This window comes from Glaciimonas sp. PCH181 (assembly GCF_003056055.1).
Lineage (GTDB): Bacteria > Pseudomonadota > Gammaproteobacteria > Burkholderiales > Burkholderiaceae_D > Glaciimonas.
The window spans coordinates 1,651,245-1,665,645 of sequence record NZ_PYFP01000002.1; the positions used below are offsets into that span (position 1 = coordinate 1,651,245).

At 51.7% G+C, this 14,401-nt stretch carries 12 protein-coding genes, 2 tRNA genes, 3 rRNA genes and 2 pseudogenes; 8 read left to right on the forward strand and 11 right to left on the reverse strand.

The window, feature by feature from the left end:
* Positions 1-63: 63 nt before the first annotated feature.
* Both C7W93_RS20685 and rfaE2 read left to right on the forward strand, forming a co-directional pair.
* Complete coding sequence (locus tag C7W93_RS20685) at positions 64-930, forward strand: ferritin (RefSeq protein WP_108442097.1); 867 nt, start codon at positions 64-66, stop codon at positions 928-930.
* 146 nt (positions 931-1,076) lie between these two features.
* A complete protein-coding gene (gene rfaE2, locus C7W93_RS20690) occupies positions 1,077-1,556 on the forward strand; it encodes a D-glycero-beta-D-manno-heptose 1-phosphate adenylyltransferase (RefSeq protein ID WP_108442098.1) in 480 nt (159 codons plus the stop codon).
* A 99-nt stretch (positions 1,557-1,655) separates the two neighbouring features.
* Here the strand turns inward: rfaE2 and C7W93_RS20695 are convergent, their stop codons facing one another.
* The 3 genes from C7W93_RS20695 to C7W93_RS25180 form a co-directional block, all read right to left on the reverse strand.
* Entirely contained in the window at positions 1,656-2,129 is a 474-nt protein-coding gene (locus tag C7W93_RS20695) for a copper chaperone PCu(A)C (RefSeq protein WP_108442099.1), read from the reverse strand.
* 103 nt (positions 2,130-2,232) lie between these two features.
* On the reverse strand, positions 2,233-2,715 hold the full coding sequence (trmL, locus tag C7W93_RS20700; protein WP_108442100.1) for a tRNA (uridine(34)/cytosine(34)/5-carboxymethylaminomethyluridine(34)-2'-O)-methyltransferase TrmL: 483 nt from the start codon (positions 2,713-2,715) through the stop codon (positions 2,233-2,235).
* A gap of 13 nt (positions 2,716-2,728) precedes the next feature.
* Complete coding sequence (locus C7W93_RS25180) at positions 2,729-3,232, reverse strand: ComF family protein (RefSeq protein ID WP_225869953.1); 504 nt, start codon at positions 3,230-3,232, stop codon at positions 2,729-2,731.
* 402 nt (positions 3,233-3,634) lie between these two features.
* Between C7W93_RS25180 and C7W93_RS20710 the strand changes: the two genes are divergently transcribed.
* The 6 genes from C7W93_RS20710 (at position 3,635) to rrf (ending at position 10,471) form a co-directional block, all read left to right on the forward strand.
* On the forward strand, positions 3,635-4,597 hold the full coding sequence (locus tag C7W93_RS20710) for a methyltransferase domain-containing protein (protein ID WP_108442101.1): 963 nt from the start codon (positions 3,635-3,637) through the stop codon (positions 4,595-4,597).
* Between the two features lie 527 nt (positions 4,598-5,124).
* Positions 5,125-6,657: ribosomal RNA gene (locus C7W93_RS20715) — 16S ribosomal RNA — on the forward strand.
* Between the two features lie 131 nt (positions 6,658-6,788).
* Positions 6,789-6,865, forward strand: a tRNA-Ile gene (locus C7W93_RS20720).
* A 9-nt stretch (positions 6,866-6,874) separates the two neighbouring features.
* A tRNA-Ala gene (locus C7W93_RS20725) sits at positions 6,875-6,950 on the forward strand.
* Positions 6,951-7,305: 355 nt separating this feature from the next.
* Positions 7,306-10,181 (forward strand): 23S ribosomal RNA (locus C7W93_RS20730).
* Positions 10,182-10,358: 177 nt separating this feature from the next.
* Positions 10,359-10,471: ribosomal RNA gene (rrf, locus tag C7W93_RS20735) — 5S ribosomal RNA — on the forward strand.
* Together the 16S, 23S and 5S rRNA genes with 2 tRNA genes alongside form the textbook arrangement of a ribosomal RNA operon.
* A gap of 152 nt (positions 10,472-10,623) precedes the next feature.
* On the opposite strand, the gene C7W93_RS20740 is transcribed toward rrf, so the two are convergent.
* The 8 genes and pseudogenes from C7W93_RS20740 to C7W93_RS25520 form a co-directional block, all read right to left on the reverse strand.
* A complete protein-coding gene (locus C7W93_RS20740; RefSeq protein WP_108438190.1) occupies positions 10,624-12,201 on the reverse strand; it encodes an IS66 family transposase in 1,578 nt (525 codons plus the stop codon).
* Between the two features lie 29 nt (positions 12,202-12,230).
* Positions 12,231-12,578, reverse strand: a complete 348-nt coding sequence (gene tnpB, locus C7W93_RS20745) for an IS66 family insertion sequence element accessory protein TnpB (RefSeq protein ID WP_108438191.1) — start codon at positions 12,576-12,578, stop codon at positions 12,231-12,233.
* Positions 12,575-12,970 (reverse strand): transposase, encoded by a 396-nt coding sequence (locus C7W93_RS20750; RefSeq protein WP_161539841.1) that lies wholly within the window; start codon positions 12,968-12,970, stop codon positions 12,575-12,577. The genes tnpB and C7W93_RS20750 overlap by 4 nt, the downstream gene beginning before the upstream one ends.
* A gap of 145 nt (positions 12,971-13,115) precedes the next feature.
* Complete coding sequence (locus C7W93_RS25320; protein WP_255419203.1) at positions 13,116-13,850, reverse strand: IS66 family transposase; 735 nt, start codon at positions 13,848-13,850, stop codon at positions 13,116-13,118.
* A gap of 35 nt (positions 13,851-13,885) precedes the next feature.
* Positions 13,886-13,936, reverse strand: a pseudogene (locus tag C7W93_RS25325) (hypothetical protein); the annotation flags it as partial.
* A 1-nt stretch (position 13,937) separates the two neighbouring features.
* Positions 13,938-14,078, reverse strand: coding sequence for a hypothetical protein (locus C7W93_RS25330; protein WP_255419211.1), 141 nt, complete (start codon positions 14,076-14,078; stop codon positions 13,938-13,940).
* Positions 14,065-14,136, reverse strand: a pseudogene (locus C7W93_RS25515) (hypothetical protein); the annotation flags it as partial. The gene C7W93_RS25330 and the pseudogene C7W93_RS25515, both read right to left, overlap by 14 nt.
* A complete protein-coding gene (locus C7W93_RS25520) occupies positions 14,129-14,284 on the reverse strand; it encodes an IS66 family transposase zinc-finger binding domain-containing protein (protein ID WP_370446496.1) in 156 nt (51 codons plus the stop codon). The gene C7W93_RS25520 and the pseudogene C7W93_RS25515, both read right to left, overlap by 8 nt.
* Positions 14,285-14,401: the final 117 nt, after the last annotated feature.

Below are 14,401 nucleotides of genomic sequence, written 5' to 3' on the forward strand. Positions count from 1 at the left end.
TAAATAGGTTGCCAAGGCAATTCTTGGTAAAATCAGGGACTTAACTCAACTTGTAAGGTATGTATGCTGTATCCAGAATTGTTTAAATCGCTGGAACAAGTCCGATGGAACATGGAGACTGACATTCCGTGGGACAAGTTCGATGCTTCCCAACTTTCCGACGAGCAGGCTCAGACGATTCGCATGAATGCGATTACAGAATGGTCAGCATTGCCTGCAACAGAGATGTTTTTGCGCGATAACCATGGCGATAGCGATTTCTGCGCTTTCATGTCGGTTTGGTTTTTTGAAGAGCAAAAGCATTCGCTGGTGTTGATGGAATATCTGCGTCGTTTCCGTCCAGAACTGGTGCCGACAGAAGAAGAGTTGGACAATGTTCGCTTCGAATTCGACCCTGCGCCGCCGCTAGAAACCCTGACGATGCACTTTTGCGGTGAAATTCGCCTCAATCATTGGTATCGCTGCGCATCCGATTGGCATACCGAGCCTGTTATCAAGCATATTTATAAAATCATCAGCCAGGATGAAGCCCGTCATGGCGGCGCTTATTTGCGCTACATGAAAAAGGCTTTGGTTGAAGTTGGCGATAGCGCTTCAGCTGCATTCGCCAAGATTGGTGTTTTGATGGCTTCTGCTCGCCGTACCGAGAAACCCTTGCATCCGACAAATCTGCACGTAAACAAAATGTTGTTCCCGAACGACACGGTCCAAAGCCGTTTGCCTGACCCTGAATGGTTAGAGCGTTGGTTGGATGAGCAGATTAAGTTTGATGGCGTCTGGGAAAAGAAAGTAGTTGATCGGATTCTGCATAACATGTCGCTGCTGTTCGAGCGTAGCTTCGGGACCGTGCAGGAATTGAACCGATATCGTAAAGAAATTGTTGCACGACTAGCTGCCGCGGCTGTTGTACCGCCAGTCGTCATCGGTTAAGCGTTTTATTTCTGTTGAGTGTGGCGTTGCCGTTGTTGAATGTGCAAGACTAAAGCAGCATCGCTCATTGAAATTAACACTTAAACCAGATCCATTAAAAGCCGCAATTTATTGCGGCTTTTTTACACCTCATTCTGAAGCGCACTATGGTCAAATTCGAACAAAAAATCTCGACGCGGGCTGAATTACGGTCGAGGATGGCCGCTTTGCCGCAACCAGTAGTGCTAACAAATGGTGTTTTTGACATCCTGCATCGCGGCCATGTCACCTATTTGGCGCAAGCGCGTGAGCAGGGGGCGTCTTTGGTAGTGGCAGTAAATACCGATGCGTCTGTCAAACGCCTGGGCAAGGGCGATGATCGGCCGATCAATAATTGCGCTGATCGTATGGCAGTATTGGCGGCACTCGAAGCGGTCAGTCTGGTGCTGGAATTTGATGAAGATACGGCGCTGGAAGTGGTGCAAGAAGGTTTGCCCGGCGTGTATGTCAAAGGGGGCGATTACCAGATGGATGCCATTCCGGAAGGAAAGGCCGTTCTGGCATATGGCGGGAAAGTGGTCGCTATCCCGTTTGAGCATGATCGTTCAACTACTAAATTATTATCGAAAGTCCGTCAGCAATCTTGATTTTCGTAGCCGGGCGTTTGTATTGCTGGTGCGAGTTGTTGCTCTGAGATAAAAAAGGGGAAGGCCAGCCGATTGCTGTTCTTCCCCTTTTTAATACGATTAATGTTGATGCGCAGCGTCAGTCGGCTTGTTCTTTATATCATCGACAGAGACGGAAACTTCAATTTTCCCCGCCTTTTGAAAGGTCAGGGTCATCGGAAATTTGTCGCCCGCCTTGAGGGGTTTGGTCAATCCCATCAGCATAATGTGATATCCGCCGCCCGGTGTCATCACGACGGTACTCATTGGCCGCAATTCAATTTCACCGACTTCACGCATTTTCATAATATTGCCGTCCATTTTCATGTCATGGATTTCTGCTGATTTCGCGGCGGGCGAGGCAACATTCAACAATTTATCAGCTTCTTTCCCCGTGTTTTCTATACTCAGATAAGCGCCACCGCTCGGTTGGCCGGGCATCGTCGCGCGCGCATAGGGATGATCGATTTTTAACGCGCCGACTTTATAGTCGTGAGCGTACGCGGTTGCGCTGAGTGCCAGTGTTAAAAGCGAAATGGTAATGCGTGAAAACATGATGATCCTTTGATTAAATGCTGAGAAGCTGAGAAACAGTGTACTCATTAATTAATGTGACGCGGGGCACAAGGGGTACGGATAGGGCGCGGGCGCTTTGCTGTCAGGCACCTCCGGCAAAGCCATTTTGACGCCATGCTTCATAGACCACAACTGCGACGGTATTGGACAGATTCAGGCTTCGATTGTCTGGGCGCATCGGTAGTCGGATCCGTTGTGTGGTTGGAAAAGACTCGCGCAAGGCCGGGGCTAGGCCTTTGGTCTCCGATCCAAATACAAATATATCGCCGGGTTGAAAGGCGATTGTCGCAAATGGCGTGCTGCCGTGAGTCGTCAGCGCGAACATCCTTGCTGGATCAAATGCTGCCTCATTTTTCATCGATTCTATGAAGGCATCCCAATTAGGATGCACTTTCATAGTTGCATAGTCATGGTAATCGAGCCCCGCACGGCGCATCTTTGCGTCGTCCAGCGGAAAGCCGAGCGGCTCGATTAAGTGCAATTGGGCACCGGTATTGGCGCAAAGGCGAATAATATTACCAGTGTTTGGCGGGATTTCAGGCTCAACTAATACGACGTGAAACAACGTTGCTCTCCTTTTATTTAGGTAATGTCCGGGCAAAGACGAAATTGGTGACGCGAGCAGCCCCGCAGCGCTTTAGCGTACGTGCGAGTTCGTTTAGTGTTTCGCCGGTCGTCATAACATCATCGACGATGCCGATATGACGTCCGTGAATCTGGGTCAGCGCTTGCGGTGGAACGATAAAAGCCTTTCTTAAATTTTGACGCCGCTCTTGGGGCGAAAGTTTTGCTTGTTGGAGCGTATCGTGCTGGCGCTTTATCAGCGTTGGCTGCAGCGGAATATTTAACAGGCGCGAGAGCGGTTTAGCGATTTCCAGGGCCTGATTAAAGCCACGTTCGGTTAATCGTCCCGGGCCGAGTGGCACTGCCGTCACGATATCGGGCAAGTTATTGGTAATAATCGGGTTTCGTAGTACTGCATCGCGCAGTTTTCGGGCGAATATGGGCGCCAACGCCAGCTGACTACCAAATTTTAGGGACAGTACTAATTGATCGACCGGCGCGGCATAGTCAATCGCCACTATTGATGCGTCAAAGGCGCGCCGCTGCTTCAGGCAATCTCCGCATGTGAGGGCCGCGTCGTTTGCGATAGCGAGTAATGGGTTCGCGCACTGCTGGCAACGCGTTCTCTCATGGGAAAGATAGGCCTGGTCGCATGCGCTACAAATGGCATGTCGACCAACATGACCGCATAACGCGCAGCAAGACGGAATACCTGTAAGTAATAGAGCAGGTATTTTTTGCGACCAGCGGAATAGAGGGGCGAGGATCAATGAAATAAAGTAAATAAGGTTGAAACGGTTGGAAGGCGCGGACATATCTGCGCGCGGATTCGTTATCTTGGCTTGCGCGCCGTACATTTAGCAACGGTGTAAACTACGCAGCTAGCCGATTATCGCACTTCATTTGACTGTCTAATTTTAATGCCAATCTTATCTTCATCGAATACGCCTGCGTCTAATGGTAACAATGATGCCGCCCTGAGCGCGCCGATAGACCTTAAACGGGTACGCGAATTGTTCGCAGAGCCTGCGCGCGTCAGGGAATCCGAATTTCTGCGTCGCGAGATTTCAACAAGGATGCATGAACGTCTGGCGCTAGTGAAGATATTGCCGCAACGAGTGTTGGATGCCGGATGTGGTGATGGTCCGGATATATATACATTGCAGCAGCGCTTCGCCGATGCGCGGATAGTCGGGCTGGATGCGTCCTTCGGTATGTTATCTGCCGCGCAGGATCAGCAAAAGGCAGCACAGTCTTCCGTAAATCGTCTATTAAAGAAGTGGTTGCCTATTAAGAGTAAGGGGCTGGACTCCGATTTGCTCTGCGGGGACTTCGCTGCGTTACCGTTTGCGCGGGATTCGATTGATCTGGTCTGGTCAAATCTGGCGTTGCATTGGCATCCCCAGCCGGATCGTGTCTTTGCTGAGTGGCGGCGAGTACTGCGCGTTGATGGATTGCTGATGTTTTCTTGCTTTGGCCCGGACACGTTTAAAGAATTGCGTAGCGGGTTTGCTGCCGCCGACGATGCCCCGCATATGTTACCTTTTGTTGATATGCATGATTTTGGCGACATGCTCGTCAATGTCGGCTTTTCTACTCCGGTGATGGATATGGAAACGATCACCGTGACCTATGACTCTATAGAGAAGCTGCTTGCCGAGGCGAAGGCTTTCGGCGGTAATCCATTAGTTACACGCAGCCGCGCTTTGCTAGGCCGGGCGGCGTGGGGGCGTTTGGTTGATACCTTGGAAGCGACGCGCAGACCTGATGGAAAATTACCGCTAACATTCGAAATTATCTATGGGCACGCCTTCCGCCCAGCGCCTAGAAAGACGGCTAGCGGCGAGTCCGTGGTGCGTTGGGATCTGGATAAAAAAAGATAATTTAATTATTTCGAGATATTTCTTGCCAGCATAAGAATGTGTTGCTATAGTTCGGCCTCTGTTGAAAACGACGCGCAATAAACGACACGGTGCAAGCGGTGTTGGGGGCGAAGTTGGGGATGGAACGGGGTTGTAAATGTGGGTGATTTTAAGTAGTCATAAAGTAGTTGGATCGGATTTAAATTGTTGTTAAAACGGTTTAAAAAAGAGTTGACGAAAAGCTTGAAGCGCCCCATAATCTCATCTCTCTGCTGCTGACAAACAAAACGATTTGTTGGTGCTGCGAACACTGCGGTGTGACGCAAAACAGAGGACAGTTCTTTAACAATTAACAGCCGATAAGTGTGGGCGTTTAATGAAAGTGCAGCGTAAATTACTTCGGTAGTTTGCGTATAACTTAAAACATTAAATGTTCACAAAAGAAGAAAATAGGATATTTCGCAAGGTCAAACTTGGGGAGTAGCCTGTCAGTATTTTGAGTGAGCGATAGCAGCGATGCTAGGCAGCAATGCCACAAAACAGAGATTAAACTGAAGAGTTTGATCCTGGCTCAGATTGAACGCTGGCGGCATGCCTTACACATGCAAGTCGAACGGTAACAGGGAGCTTGCTCCGCTGACGAGTGGCGAACGGGTGAGTAATATATCGGAACGTGCCTTTGAGTGGGGGATAACTAGTCGAAAGATTAGCTAATACCGCATACGATCTACGGATGAAAGTGGGGGATTCGTAAGAACCTCATGCTCAAAGAGCGGCCGATATCTGATTAGCTAGTTGGTGAGGTAAAGGCTCACCAAGGCTTCGATCAGTAGCTGGTCTGAGAGGACGACCAGCCACACTGGGACTGAGACACGGCCCAGACTCCTACGGGAGGCAGCAGTGGGGAATTTTGGACAATGGGCGCAAGCCTGATCCAGCAATGCCGCGTGAGTGAAGAAGGCCTTCGGGTTGTAAAGCTCTTTTGTCAGGGAAGAAACGGTCTTGGATAATACCTGGGGCTAATGACGGTACCTGAAGAATAAGCACCGGCTAACTACGTGCCAGCAGCCGCGGTAATACGTAGGGTGCAAGCGTTAATCGGAATTACTGGGCGTAAAGCGTGCGCAGGCGGTTGTGTAAGACAGGTGTGAAATCCCCGGGCTTAACCTGGGAATGGCATTTGTGACTGCACGGCTAGAGTGTGTCAGAGGGGGGTAGAATTCCACGTGTAGCAGTGAAATGCGTAGAGATGTGGAGGAATACCGATGGCGAAGGCAGCCCCCTGGGATAACACTGACGCTCATGCACGAAAGCGTGGGGAGCAAACAGGATTAGATACCCTGGTAGTCCACGCCCTAAACGATGTCTACTAGTTGTCGGGTCTTAATTGACTTGGTAACGCAGCTAACGCGTGAAGTAGACCGCCTGGGGAGTACGGTCGCAAGATTAAAACTCAAAGGAATTGACGGGGACCCGCACAAGCGGTGGATGATGTGGATTAATTCGATGCAACGCGAAAAACCTTACCTACCCTTGACATGTACGGAACGCCTGAGAGATTAGGTGGTGCTCGAAAGAGAACCGTAACACAGGTGCTGCATGGCTGTCGTCAGCTCGTGTCGTGAGATGTTGGGTTAAGTCCCGCAACGAGCGCAACCCTTGTCATTAGTTGCTACGAAAGGGCACTCTAATGAGACTGCCGGTGACAAACCGGAGGAAGGTGGGGATGACGTCAAGTCCTCATGGCCCTTATGGGTAGGGCTTCACACGTCATACAATGGTACATACAGAGGGCCGCCAACCCGCGAGGGGGAGCTAATCCCAGAAAGTGTATCGTAGTCCGGATTGTAGTCTGCAACTCGACTACATGAAGTTGGAATCGCTAGTAATCGCGGATCAGCATGTCGCGGTGAATACGTTCCCGGGTCTTGTACACACCGCCCGTCACACCATGGGAGCGGGTTTCACCAGAAGTAGGTAGCCTAACCGTAAGGAGGGCGCTTACCACGGTGGGATTCGTGACTGGGGTGAAGTCGTAACAAGGTAGCCGTATCGGAAGGTGCGGCTGGATCACCTCCTTTCTAGAGTTTGTACGGACATTAAGCGTCCACACTTATCGGTGTGTTAGTTAAAAGAAGAACAGTTATAGGTAGAGCGCGGTGCGCGTGCGATAGAGGGTTTATCGTTGACTACTGAAGTACTGATCCAAAGCGGGTCTGTAGCTCAGTTGGTTAGAGCACCGTGTTGATAACGCGGGGGTCGTTGGTTCGAGCCCAACCAGACCCACCACAAGTTTATGGGGGCTTAGCTCAGCTGGGAGAGCACCTGCTTTGCAAGCAGGGGGTCATCGGTTCGATCCCGTTAGCCTCCACCATATTGTTTGATTCCCAGAGCGGGGGTTGAGCGTGGTGAAATATCAAACCTAAGTCAGGTATTACGCAGGGTAAGACAGCGTGATGCGGCGCGATTTAGGTTTGATCTTTTTAAGATCATTGGCTGTTTGTTCTTTAACAATTTAGAAGAAGTAAAGATTCGTCCGCAGTGCGACAGCATTGTGGATGGGTATGATTGTATCAAATCAAAAAGTATTAAAAGAGTTCTCAAAAGAGCATACGAGAGTATGCAACTGCGAAAACACTTTGGATACGGCAAACGCTAAAGTAATACTCATAAGTAATATCCTATAACCGGTTTTTAGACGTGAACGCGTCTAGAGGCTAACGTTATAGGGACAAGTGAATAAGTGCACATGGTGGATGCCTTGGCGATTACAGGCGATGAAGGACGTAGTAGCTTGCGATAAGCTGCGGGGAGCGAGCAAACACGCTTTGATCCGCAGATTTCCGAATGGGGAAACCCACCCTTTTAGGGTATTGCATACTGAATACATAGGTATGCAAGGCGAACGTGGCGAACTGAAACATCTAAGTAGCTACAGGAAAAGAAATCAACCGAGATTCCCAAAGTAGTGGCGAGCGAAATGGGAACAGCCTGCACGATTTAGCATCAGCGATAATGGAACACTCTGGAAATAGTGGCCATAGAGGGTGATAGCCCCTTACATGAAATCGGTGGTGTGGAACTAAGTGTGCGACAAGTAGGGCGGGACACGTGTAATCCTGTCTGAACATGGGGGGACCATCCTCCAAGGCTAAATACTCGTAATCGACCGATAGTGAACCAGTACCGTGAGGGAAAGGCGAAAAGAACCCCGGAAGGGGAGTGAAATAGATCCTGAAACCGTGTGCATACAAACAGTAGGAGCGGACTTGTTCCGTGACTGCGTACCTTTTGTATAATGGGTCAGCGACTTACATTCAGTGGCAAGCTTAACCGTATAGGGAAGGCGTAGAGAAATCGAGTCCGAATAGGGCGTTCAGTCGCTGGGTGTAGACCCGAAACCAAGTGATCTACTCATGGCCAGGATGAAGGTGCGGTAACACGCACTGGAGGTCCGAACCCACTAATGTTGAAAAATTAGGGGATGAGCTGTGGGTAGGGGTGAAAGGCTAAACAAACTTGGAAATAGCTGGTTCTCTCCGAAAACTATTTAGGTAGTGCCTCAAGTATCACCATCGGGGGTAGAGCACTGTTATGGCTAGGGGGTCATTGCGACTTACCAACCCATTGCAAACTCCGAATACCGATGAGTGCGAGCTTGGGAGACAGACGCCGGGTGCTAACGTCCGACGTCAAGAGGGAAACAACCCAGACCGCCAGCTAAGGTCCCAAAGATTGGCTAAGTGGCAAACGAAGTGGGAAGGCTAAAACAGTCAGGAGGTTGGCTTAGAAGCAGCCATCCTTTAAAGAAAGCGTAATAGCTCACTGATCGAGTCGTCCTGCGCGGAAGATGTAACGGGGCTAAGCCAGTCACCGAAGCTGCGGATATCAATTTATTGATATGGTAGGAGAGCGTTCTGTAAGCCTGCGAAGGTGTCTTGTAAAGGATGCTGGAGGTATCAGAAGTGCGAATGCTGACATGAGTAGCGATAATGGGGGTGAAAAGCCTCCACGCCGTAAGCCCAAGGTTTCCTGTTCAACGTTCATCGGAGCAGGGTGAGTCGGCCCCTAAGGCGAGGCAGAGATGCGTAGCTGATGGGAAGCAGGTTAATATTCCTGCACCGTCGTGTGATGCGATGGGGGGACGGATCGCGGAAGGTTGTCCGACTGTTGGAATAGTCGGTTTTTGGCTCAGAGAAGGCTGTTAGGCAAATCCGGCAGCGTAATTCAAGGGGTTGAGACGAGTGAATTTATTCACGAAGCAATCGGAAGTGGTTCCAAGAAAAGCCTCTAAGCTTCAGTCACACGAGACCGTACCGCAAACCGACACAGGTGGGCGAGATGAGTATTCTAAGGCGCTTGAGAGAACTCGGGAGAAGGAACTCGGCAAATTTGTACCGTAACTTCGGGATAAGGTACGCCCCGGTAGCTTGACTGGCTTGCGCCAGAAGGGTGAAAGGGCTGCAATAAAAAGGTGGCTGCGACTGTTTAATAAAAACACAGCACTATGCAAACACGAAAGTGGACGTATATGGTGTGACTCCTGCCCGGTGCTGGAAGATTAAATGATGGGGTGCAAGCTCTTGATTGAAGTCCCAGTAAACGGCGGCCGTAACTATAACGGTCCTAAGGTAGCGAAATTCCTTGTCGGGTAAGTTCCGACCTGCACGAATGGAGTAACGATGGCCACACTGTCTCCTCCCGAGACTCAGCGAAGTTGAAATGTTTGTGATGATGCAATCTACCCGCGGCTAGACGGAAAGACCCCATGAACCTTTACTGTAGCTTTGCATTGAATTTTGAACCAATCTGTGTAGGATAGGTGGGAGGCTTTGAAGCGTGAACGCTAGTTTGCGTGGAGCCAACCTTGAAATACCACCCTGGTTTGTTTGAGATTCTAACCTTGGTCCGTTATCCGGATCGGGGACAGTGCATGGTAGGCAGTTTGACTGGGGCGGTCTCCTCCCAAAGTGTAACGGAGGAGTTCGAAGGTACGCTAGGTACGGTCGGACATCGTGCTGGTAGTGCAATGGCATAAGCGTGCTTAACTGCGAGACTGACAAGTCGAGCAGGTACGAAAGTAGGACATAGTGATCCGGTGGTTCTGTATGGAAGGGCCATCGCTCAACGGATAAAAGGTACTCTGGGGATAACAGGCTGATTCCTCCCAAGAGTTCATATCGACGGGGGAGTTTGGCACCTCGATGTCGGCTCATCACATCCTGGGGCTGTAGCCGGTCCCAAGGGTATGGCTGTTCGCCATTTAAAGTGGTACGTGAGCTGGGTTTAAAACGTCGTGAGACAGTTTGGTCCCTATCTGCCGTGGGCGTTGGAAATTTGAAGGGGGCTGCTCCTAGTACGAGAGGACCGGAGTGGACGAACCTCTGGTGTACCGGTTGTCACGCCAGTGGCATTGCCGGGTAGCTAAGTTCGGAAGAGATAACCGCTGAAAGCATCTAAGCGGGAAACTTGCCTTGAGATGATATTTCCCGGGAACTAGATTCCCCTAAAGGGTCGTTCGAGACCAGGACGTTGATAGGCTGGGTGTGGAAGCGTAGTAATACGTTAAGCTAACCAGTACTAATTGCCCGTGCGGCTTGTCCCTATAACCTTAGCAGGTTATATATAAGCTAATGAGATATGTGTTTGCCTGAAAAGTGCAATCATACCCAGTGTTGGGGTAACGAAACCCTCGTTACCCCAACACATGAAACAAAACTTTACTTCTTCTAGATTGCGTTGTGTGTTGCCCGATTGGGAACATATGACACTACAGTTTATGCCTGATGACCATAGCGAGTTGGTACCACCCCTTCCCATCCCGAACAGGACCGTGAAACGACTTTGCGCCGATGATAGTGCTGCAACCAGTGTGAAAGTAGGTCATCGTCAGGCTTTTATTAGAAAACCCTCCCAGAGAAATCTGGGAGGGTTTTTGCTTTGGGCAATCGAAATCGAATCGAAATCGGATCGATAGTCCCGGTACCACCATTCTTCATATGTAAGCGTCGTTCAAAGGCCGTATTGACAGCCCCGCATTTCAGCGGCTATTGCTTTGGCGCAGATATGATCGCCAGCCTAGATGCCAGATTCCAAGGCAGGAAGTCATCAATTTGATTGACGGGATGATCGGCAATATGCGTCAGGACGTAGCGCAACCATGCTGCCGGATCGACGCCATTGAGTTTAGCCGTCCCAATGAGCGAGTAGATAGCGGCGGCACGTTCGCCGCCATTGTCGGAGCCTGCAAACAGATAATTACGTCGTCCAATGGCGATACCGCGCAATGCGCGTTCGGCGGCCGAATTATCGATCTCGATGCTGCCATCGTCGCAATAGCGGGTTAATGCTGGCCATAAATTGAGGGCGTACAGGATCGCCGCAGTAGTATCGGATTTGCGCGACAGCGTCAACAAACTTGCCCGCAGCCAGCTTTCCAACGCATCAATGAGCGGGCGCGACTGCGCCTGGCGCACTGCCTGTCTTACCTGTGGCGGTTTGCCACGTATGCTTGCTTCGATCTCATACAATGCGCCGATGCGGCGCAAGGCTTCAGTGGTGATTGGCGAGGCCCGTGCTGCATGCAAGTCGAAGAATTTGCGTCGCGCGTGCGCCCAGCACGCAGCCTCCTGTACACGACCGGTTGCATAAATCGCGTTGAATCCGGCATACGCATCGGCCTGCAGAACGCCGGCGAATTTCGCCAGATGGGTCTGAGGATGGATACCTTTGCGGTCCGGCGTGTAAGCGAACCAGACTGCCGGGGCATCGGTTGATCCCGATGGCCGGTCGTCGCGGACATACGTCCACAGTCTGGCTGTTTTGGTCTTGCCATTGCCGGGTGCCAGTACCGGGATCGGGGTGTCGTCGGCATGTAATTTGGTCGTTGCCATCACATGACGGCGTACCGCATCGACCAGCGGTCGCAGCAGGCTGCTGGCAGCACCGACCCAGTCTGCCAATAATCCCCGATCCAGTTCCACACCTTCCCGGGCATAGATGACCGATTGCCGGTAGAGCGGAAGATGATCAGCGAACTTGCTCACCAGAATATGGGCGAGTAATCCGGGCCCCGCCAGACCGCGTGCAATCGGACGGCTGGGTGCCGGCGCCTGGACGATGCAGTCGCAGCAGGTGCAAGCGAGTTTGGGACGCACATGCCGGATGACCCGAAAGCTGGCCGGGACGAATTCAAGTTGCTCGGCAACGTCACTGCCGAGATGACGCAAATCGCCACCGCAATCGGGGCAGGCGGCATGCTCTGGCGTATAGATCTTCTCGTCCCGGGGCAAATGGGGCGGTAGCGGTTTGCGTGGTATCTTCGGACGCACTGGCTTCGTTGCCGGGGCAGCGCTGGCAACGTCACTTTCTTCTGTCTGCAAATCTTCTAACCGTAATTCGAGTTGTTCAATTTGCCGGTCCAGCTTCTCGGATTTGCGGCCGAACTGCAGCCGTTTGAGTTTGGCGATGAAGAGCTTGAGGTGTTCGATTTCGATGCGATGTGAGGACAGTGCGTCCTGTAGCTGCGCCACCGTTTCCCCGTGCAACGCAATGACCGCATCACGATCGGTAATCATCGCTTTTAAAGCGCTGATATCGTCGGGAAGGTGGGGCGGCGTTGACATGCCCGTAGTTTACCGAATGACGTCGATGTTTACAAGCCTGACAGGGGCCGTTGCGTGCGCTCGGGACGTCGCCAATCGATCCCTTCCAGCAACATTGACAGTTGCGCTTGCGACAGACAAACCGCGCCTTCGCTTGCCTGCGGCCAGATGAAGCGGCCGCGTTCCAGCCGTTTGGCCAGCAGACACAGCCCGTCGCCGGTCCACCACAAGATCTTCAAAATATCGCCACGTCGGCCACGAAACACGAAGACGTGACCGCTAAACGGGTCATCGGCCAATGCCGTTTGCACCTTGGCTGCCAACCCATTAAAACCGCAACGCATATCGGTCACGCCTGCTGCGATCCAGATCCGCGTTCCTGCTGGCAAACCGATCATGCCAGCAACCGGGCCAGCACCATGGAAAGCATAGACGGATCCACCACGCCCTCGACTCGAAGTCGCGCCTTACCTATTTCCAGGACCATCACGCCGGTCGGTGTAACGGCCGTGGTGAAGACTGGCTTGGCAGGGGATGGTTGCCGAGGGTCGCCAAGAACTACTGGCAGCAATTTGACGGACTTGCCTGAGGCAATCTCATAGGCTCCTGCACGAAACAATTTACGCCAGGTAAATACCTGGTTCGCATTCACATCGTGGGCCCGCGCCACCCGCGACACCGAGGCCCCAGCCATCAAGGATTGTTCGACCACCATGCGTTTGAAATCAATCGAATGTTGCCGATAACCACTGCGCTTAGAGGGAGTAACCGACTCAATATTTGTGTCCATAATTTGAAGTTGTGGGCACAATCGATTTGTACCCTCCAACGCAATCATGCGGACATTTGAGGATTAGGTATAGACGGTTTTGAGCGCACGCTTACTAAGCGACCAGCGAAGTCACCTTGACAGCTACGACGTTTAATCATGTCAGCTATGAGATGGCTGGCCGATCAGGGTTCCAGCGGTGCGGCAAAAGGGAGGATATGTCGCTGGCTTTTTGGGTAGGCAAACGCGTGAGCACGTCTTTAAGATAAAGATACGGATCGTGACCATTGAGCTTGGCGGATTGAATCAAACTCATGATCGCTGCGGCGCGTTTCCCGGCACGCAGGGAGCCAACAAATAACCAGTTTCCTCTCCCAATTGCCACCGGTCTTATTTGGTTCTCGATCCAATTGTTATCGATGGGAAGGTGGCCATTGTCCAAGAAGCGAACGAGCGCATTCCAGCGTTTGAGATTGTAGTCCAGTGCCTTGGCAATCGCGGAACCCTCCAGTACCAGGTGGCGTTGATTCTGCATCCACGCGTGCAACATGTCGGCAATCGGTTTTGCGCGCGTCATACGAATTTGCCGCCGTTCTTCGGGCGTGAACGTGAGAGCCTCCCGCTCAATATCGTAGAGGGCCGTAAAGAATTTCAAGGCTTGCTCGGCAATCTGGCTTTTATTGGCAATATGCAGATCAAAGAATTTTCGGCGTGCGTGTGCCATGCAGCCAATTTCCAGAATGCCTTGCTGGAACCCTTTTTTGTAACCACCATAATCGTCGCAAATCAGACTGCCATTCCAGTCCCCGAGGAAATTTCTGGCGTGTTCTCCTGCCCGACTCTCGGCAAAGTCATAAACGACGACCGCAGGGAAGAGAAACGTGTGCTTGCATATGCCCACAGATAGCCACGGTGGGTCTTCTTATTTCCCGGACTTAACATGGGCAGCGGTGTTTCATCGGCATGAAGAACTTCCTCGCGCAGCATTTCAGCGCGCAGCGCATCCACCAGTGGCTGCAAGCGCAATCCGCAAAATACCTACCCAGGCACCCAGCGTCGAAACGTGGCAACGATAAACCGGTGCGTCCGAAGATACTGACTTGACGGTATAAAGGGGTGTGGTCGGCATACTTGGCCACCAGCACCTGAGCCAGCAGCGCTGCAGTGGGAATACCCTTGTCAATCACTTGCGCCGGGACTGGTGCCTGGAATCAATGTTTCACAGATCGCGCAAGCCCATTTGCCGCGAACATGGCGTTCGACGCTGAACACGCCTGGCGTAGAGTCGAGTTTTCTCACTGATGTCTTCGCCAATGCGTTGCAGCTGGCAGCCACAGCGACAGGTCAAATTATCTGGCTCATGGCAAATGTCAATGCGCGGCAATTGCGGTGGAAGCGATGCACGTTTGGGCTGTTTGCGCTCCCTGCCGGAGGGCCCGTTCGCACTCAGCT

Excerpts from the sequence above, each read along its gene's own strand:
- C7W93_RS20740 (WP_108438190.1), bottom strand. The coding sequence starts at position 12,201 with ATGTCAACGCCGCCCCACCTTCCCGACGATATCAGCGCTTTAAAAGCG.
- C7W93_RS20685 (WP_108442097.1), top strand. The coding sequence starts at position 64 with ATGCTGTATCCAGAATTGTTTAAATCGCTGGAACAAGTCCGATGGAAC.
- tnpB (WP_108438191.1), bottom strand. The coding sequence starts at position 12,578 with ATGATCGGTTTGCCAGCAGGAACGCGGATCTGGATCGCAGCAGGCGTG.
- C7W93_RS20710 (WP_108442101.1), top strand. The coding sequence starts at position 3,635 with ATGCCAATCTTATCTTCATCGAATACGCCTGCGTCTAATGGTAACAAT.
- C7W93_RS20750 (WP_161539841.1), bottom strand. The coding sequence starts at position 12,970 with ATGGACACAAATATTGAGTCGGTTACTCCCTCTAAGCGCAGTGGTTAT.
- C7W93_RS25330 (WP_255419211.1), bottom strand. The coding sequence starts at position 14,078 with ATGCCGACCACACCCCTTTATACCGTCAAGTCAGTATCTTCGGACGCA.
- rfaE2 (WP_108442098.1), top strand. The coding sequence starts at position 1,077 with ATGGTCAAATTCGAACAAAAAATCTCGACGCGGGCTGAATTACGGTCG.
- C7W93_RS20695 (WP_108442099.1), bottom strand. The coding sequence starts at position 2,129 with ATGTTTTCACGCATTACCATTTCGCTTTTAACACTGGCACTCAGCGCA.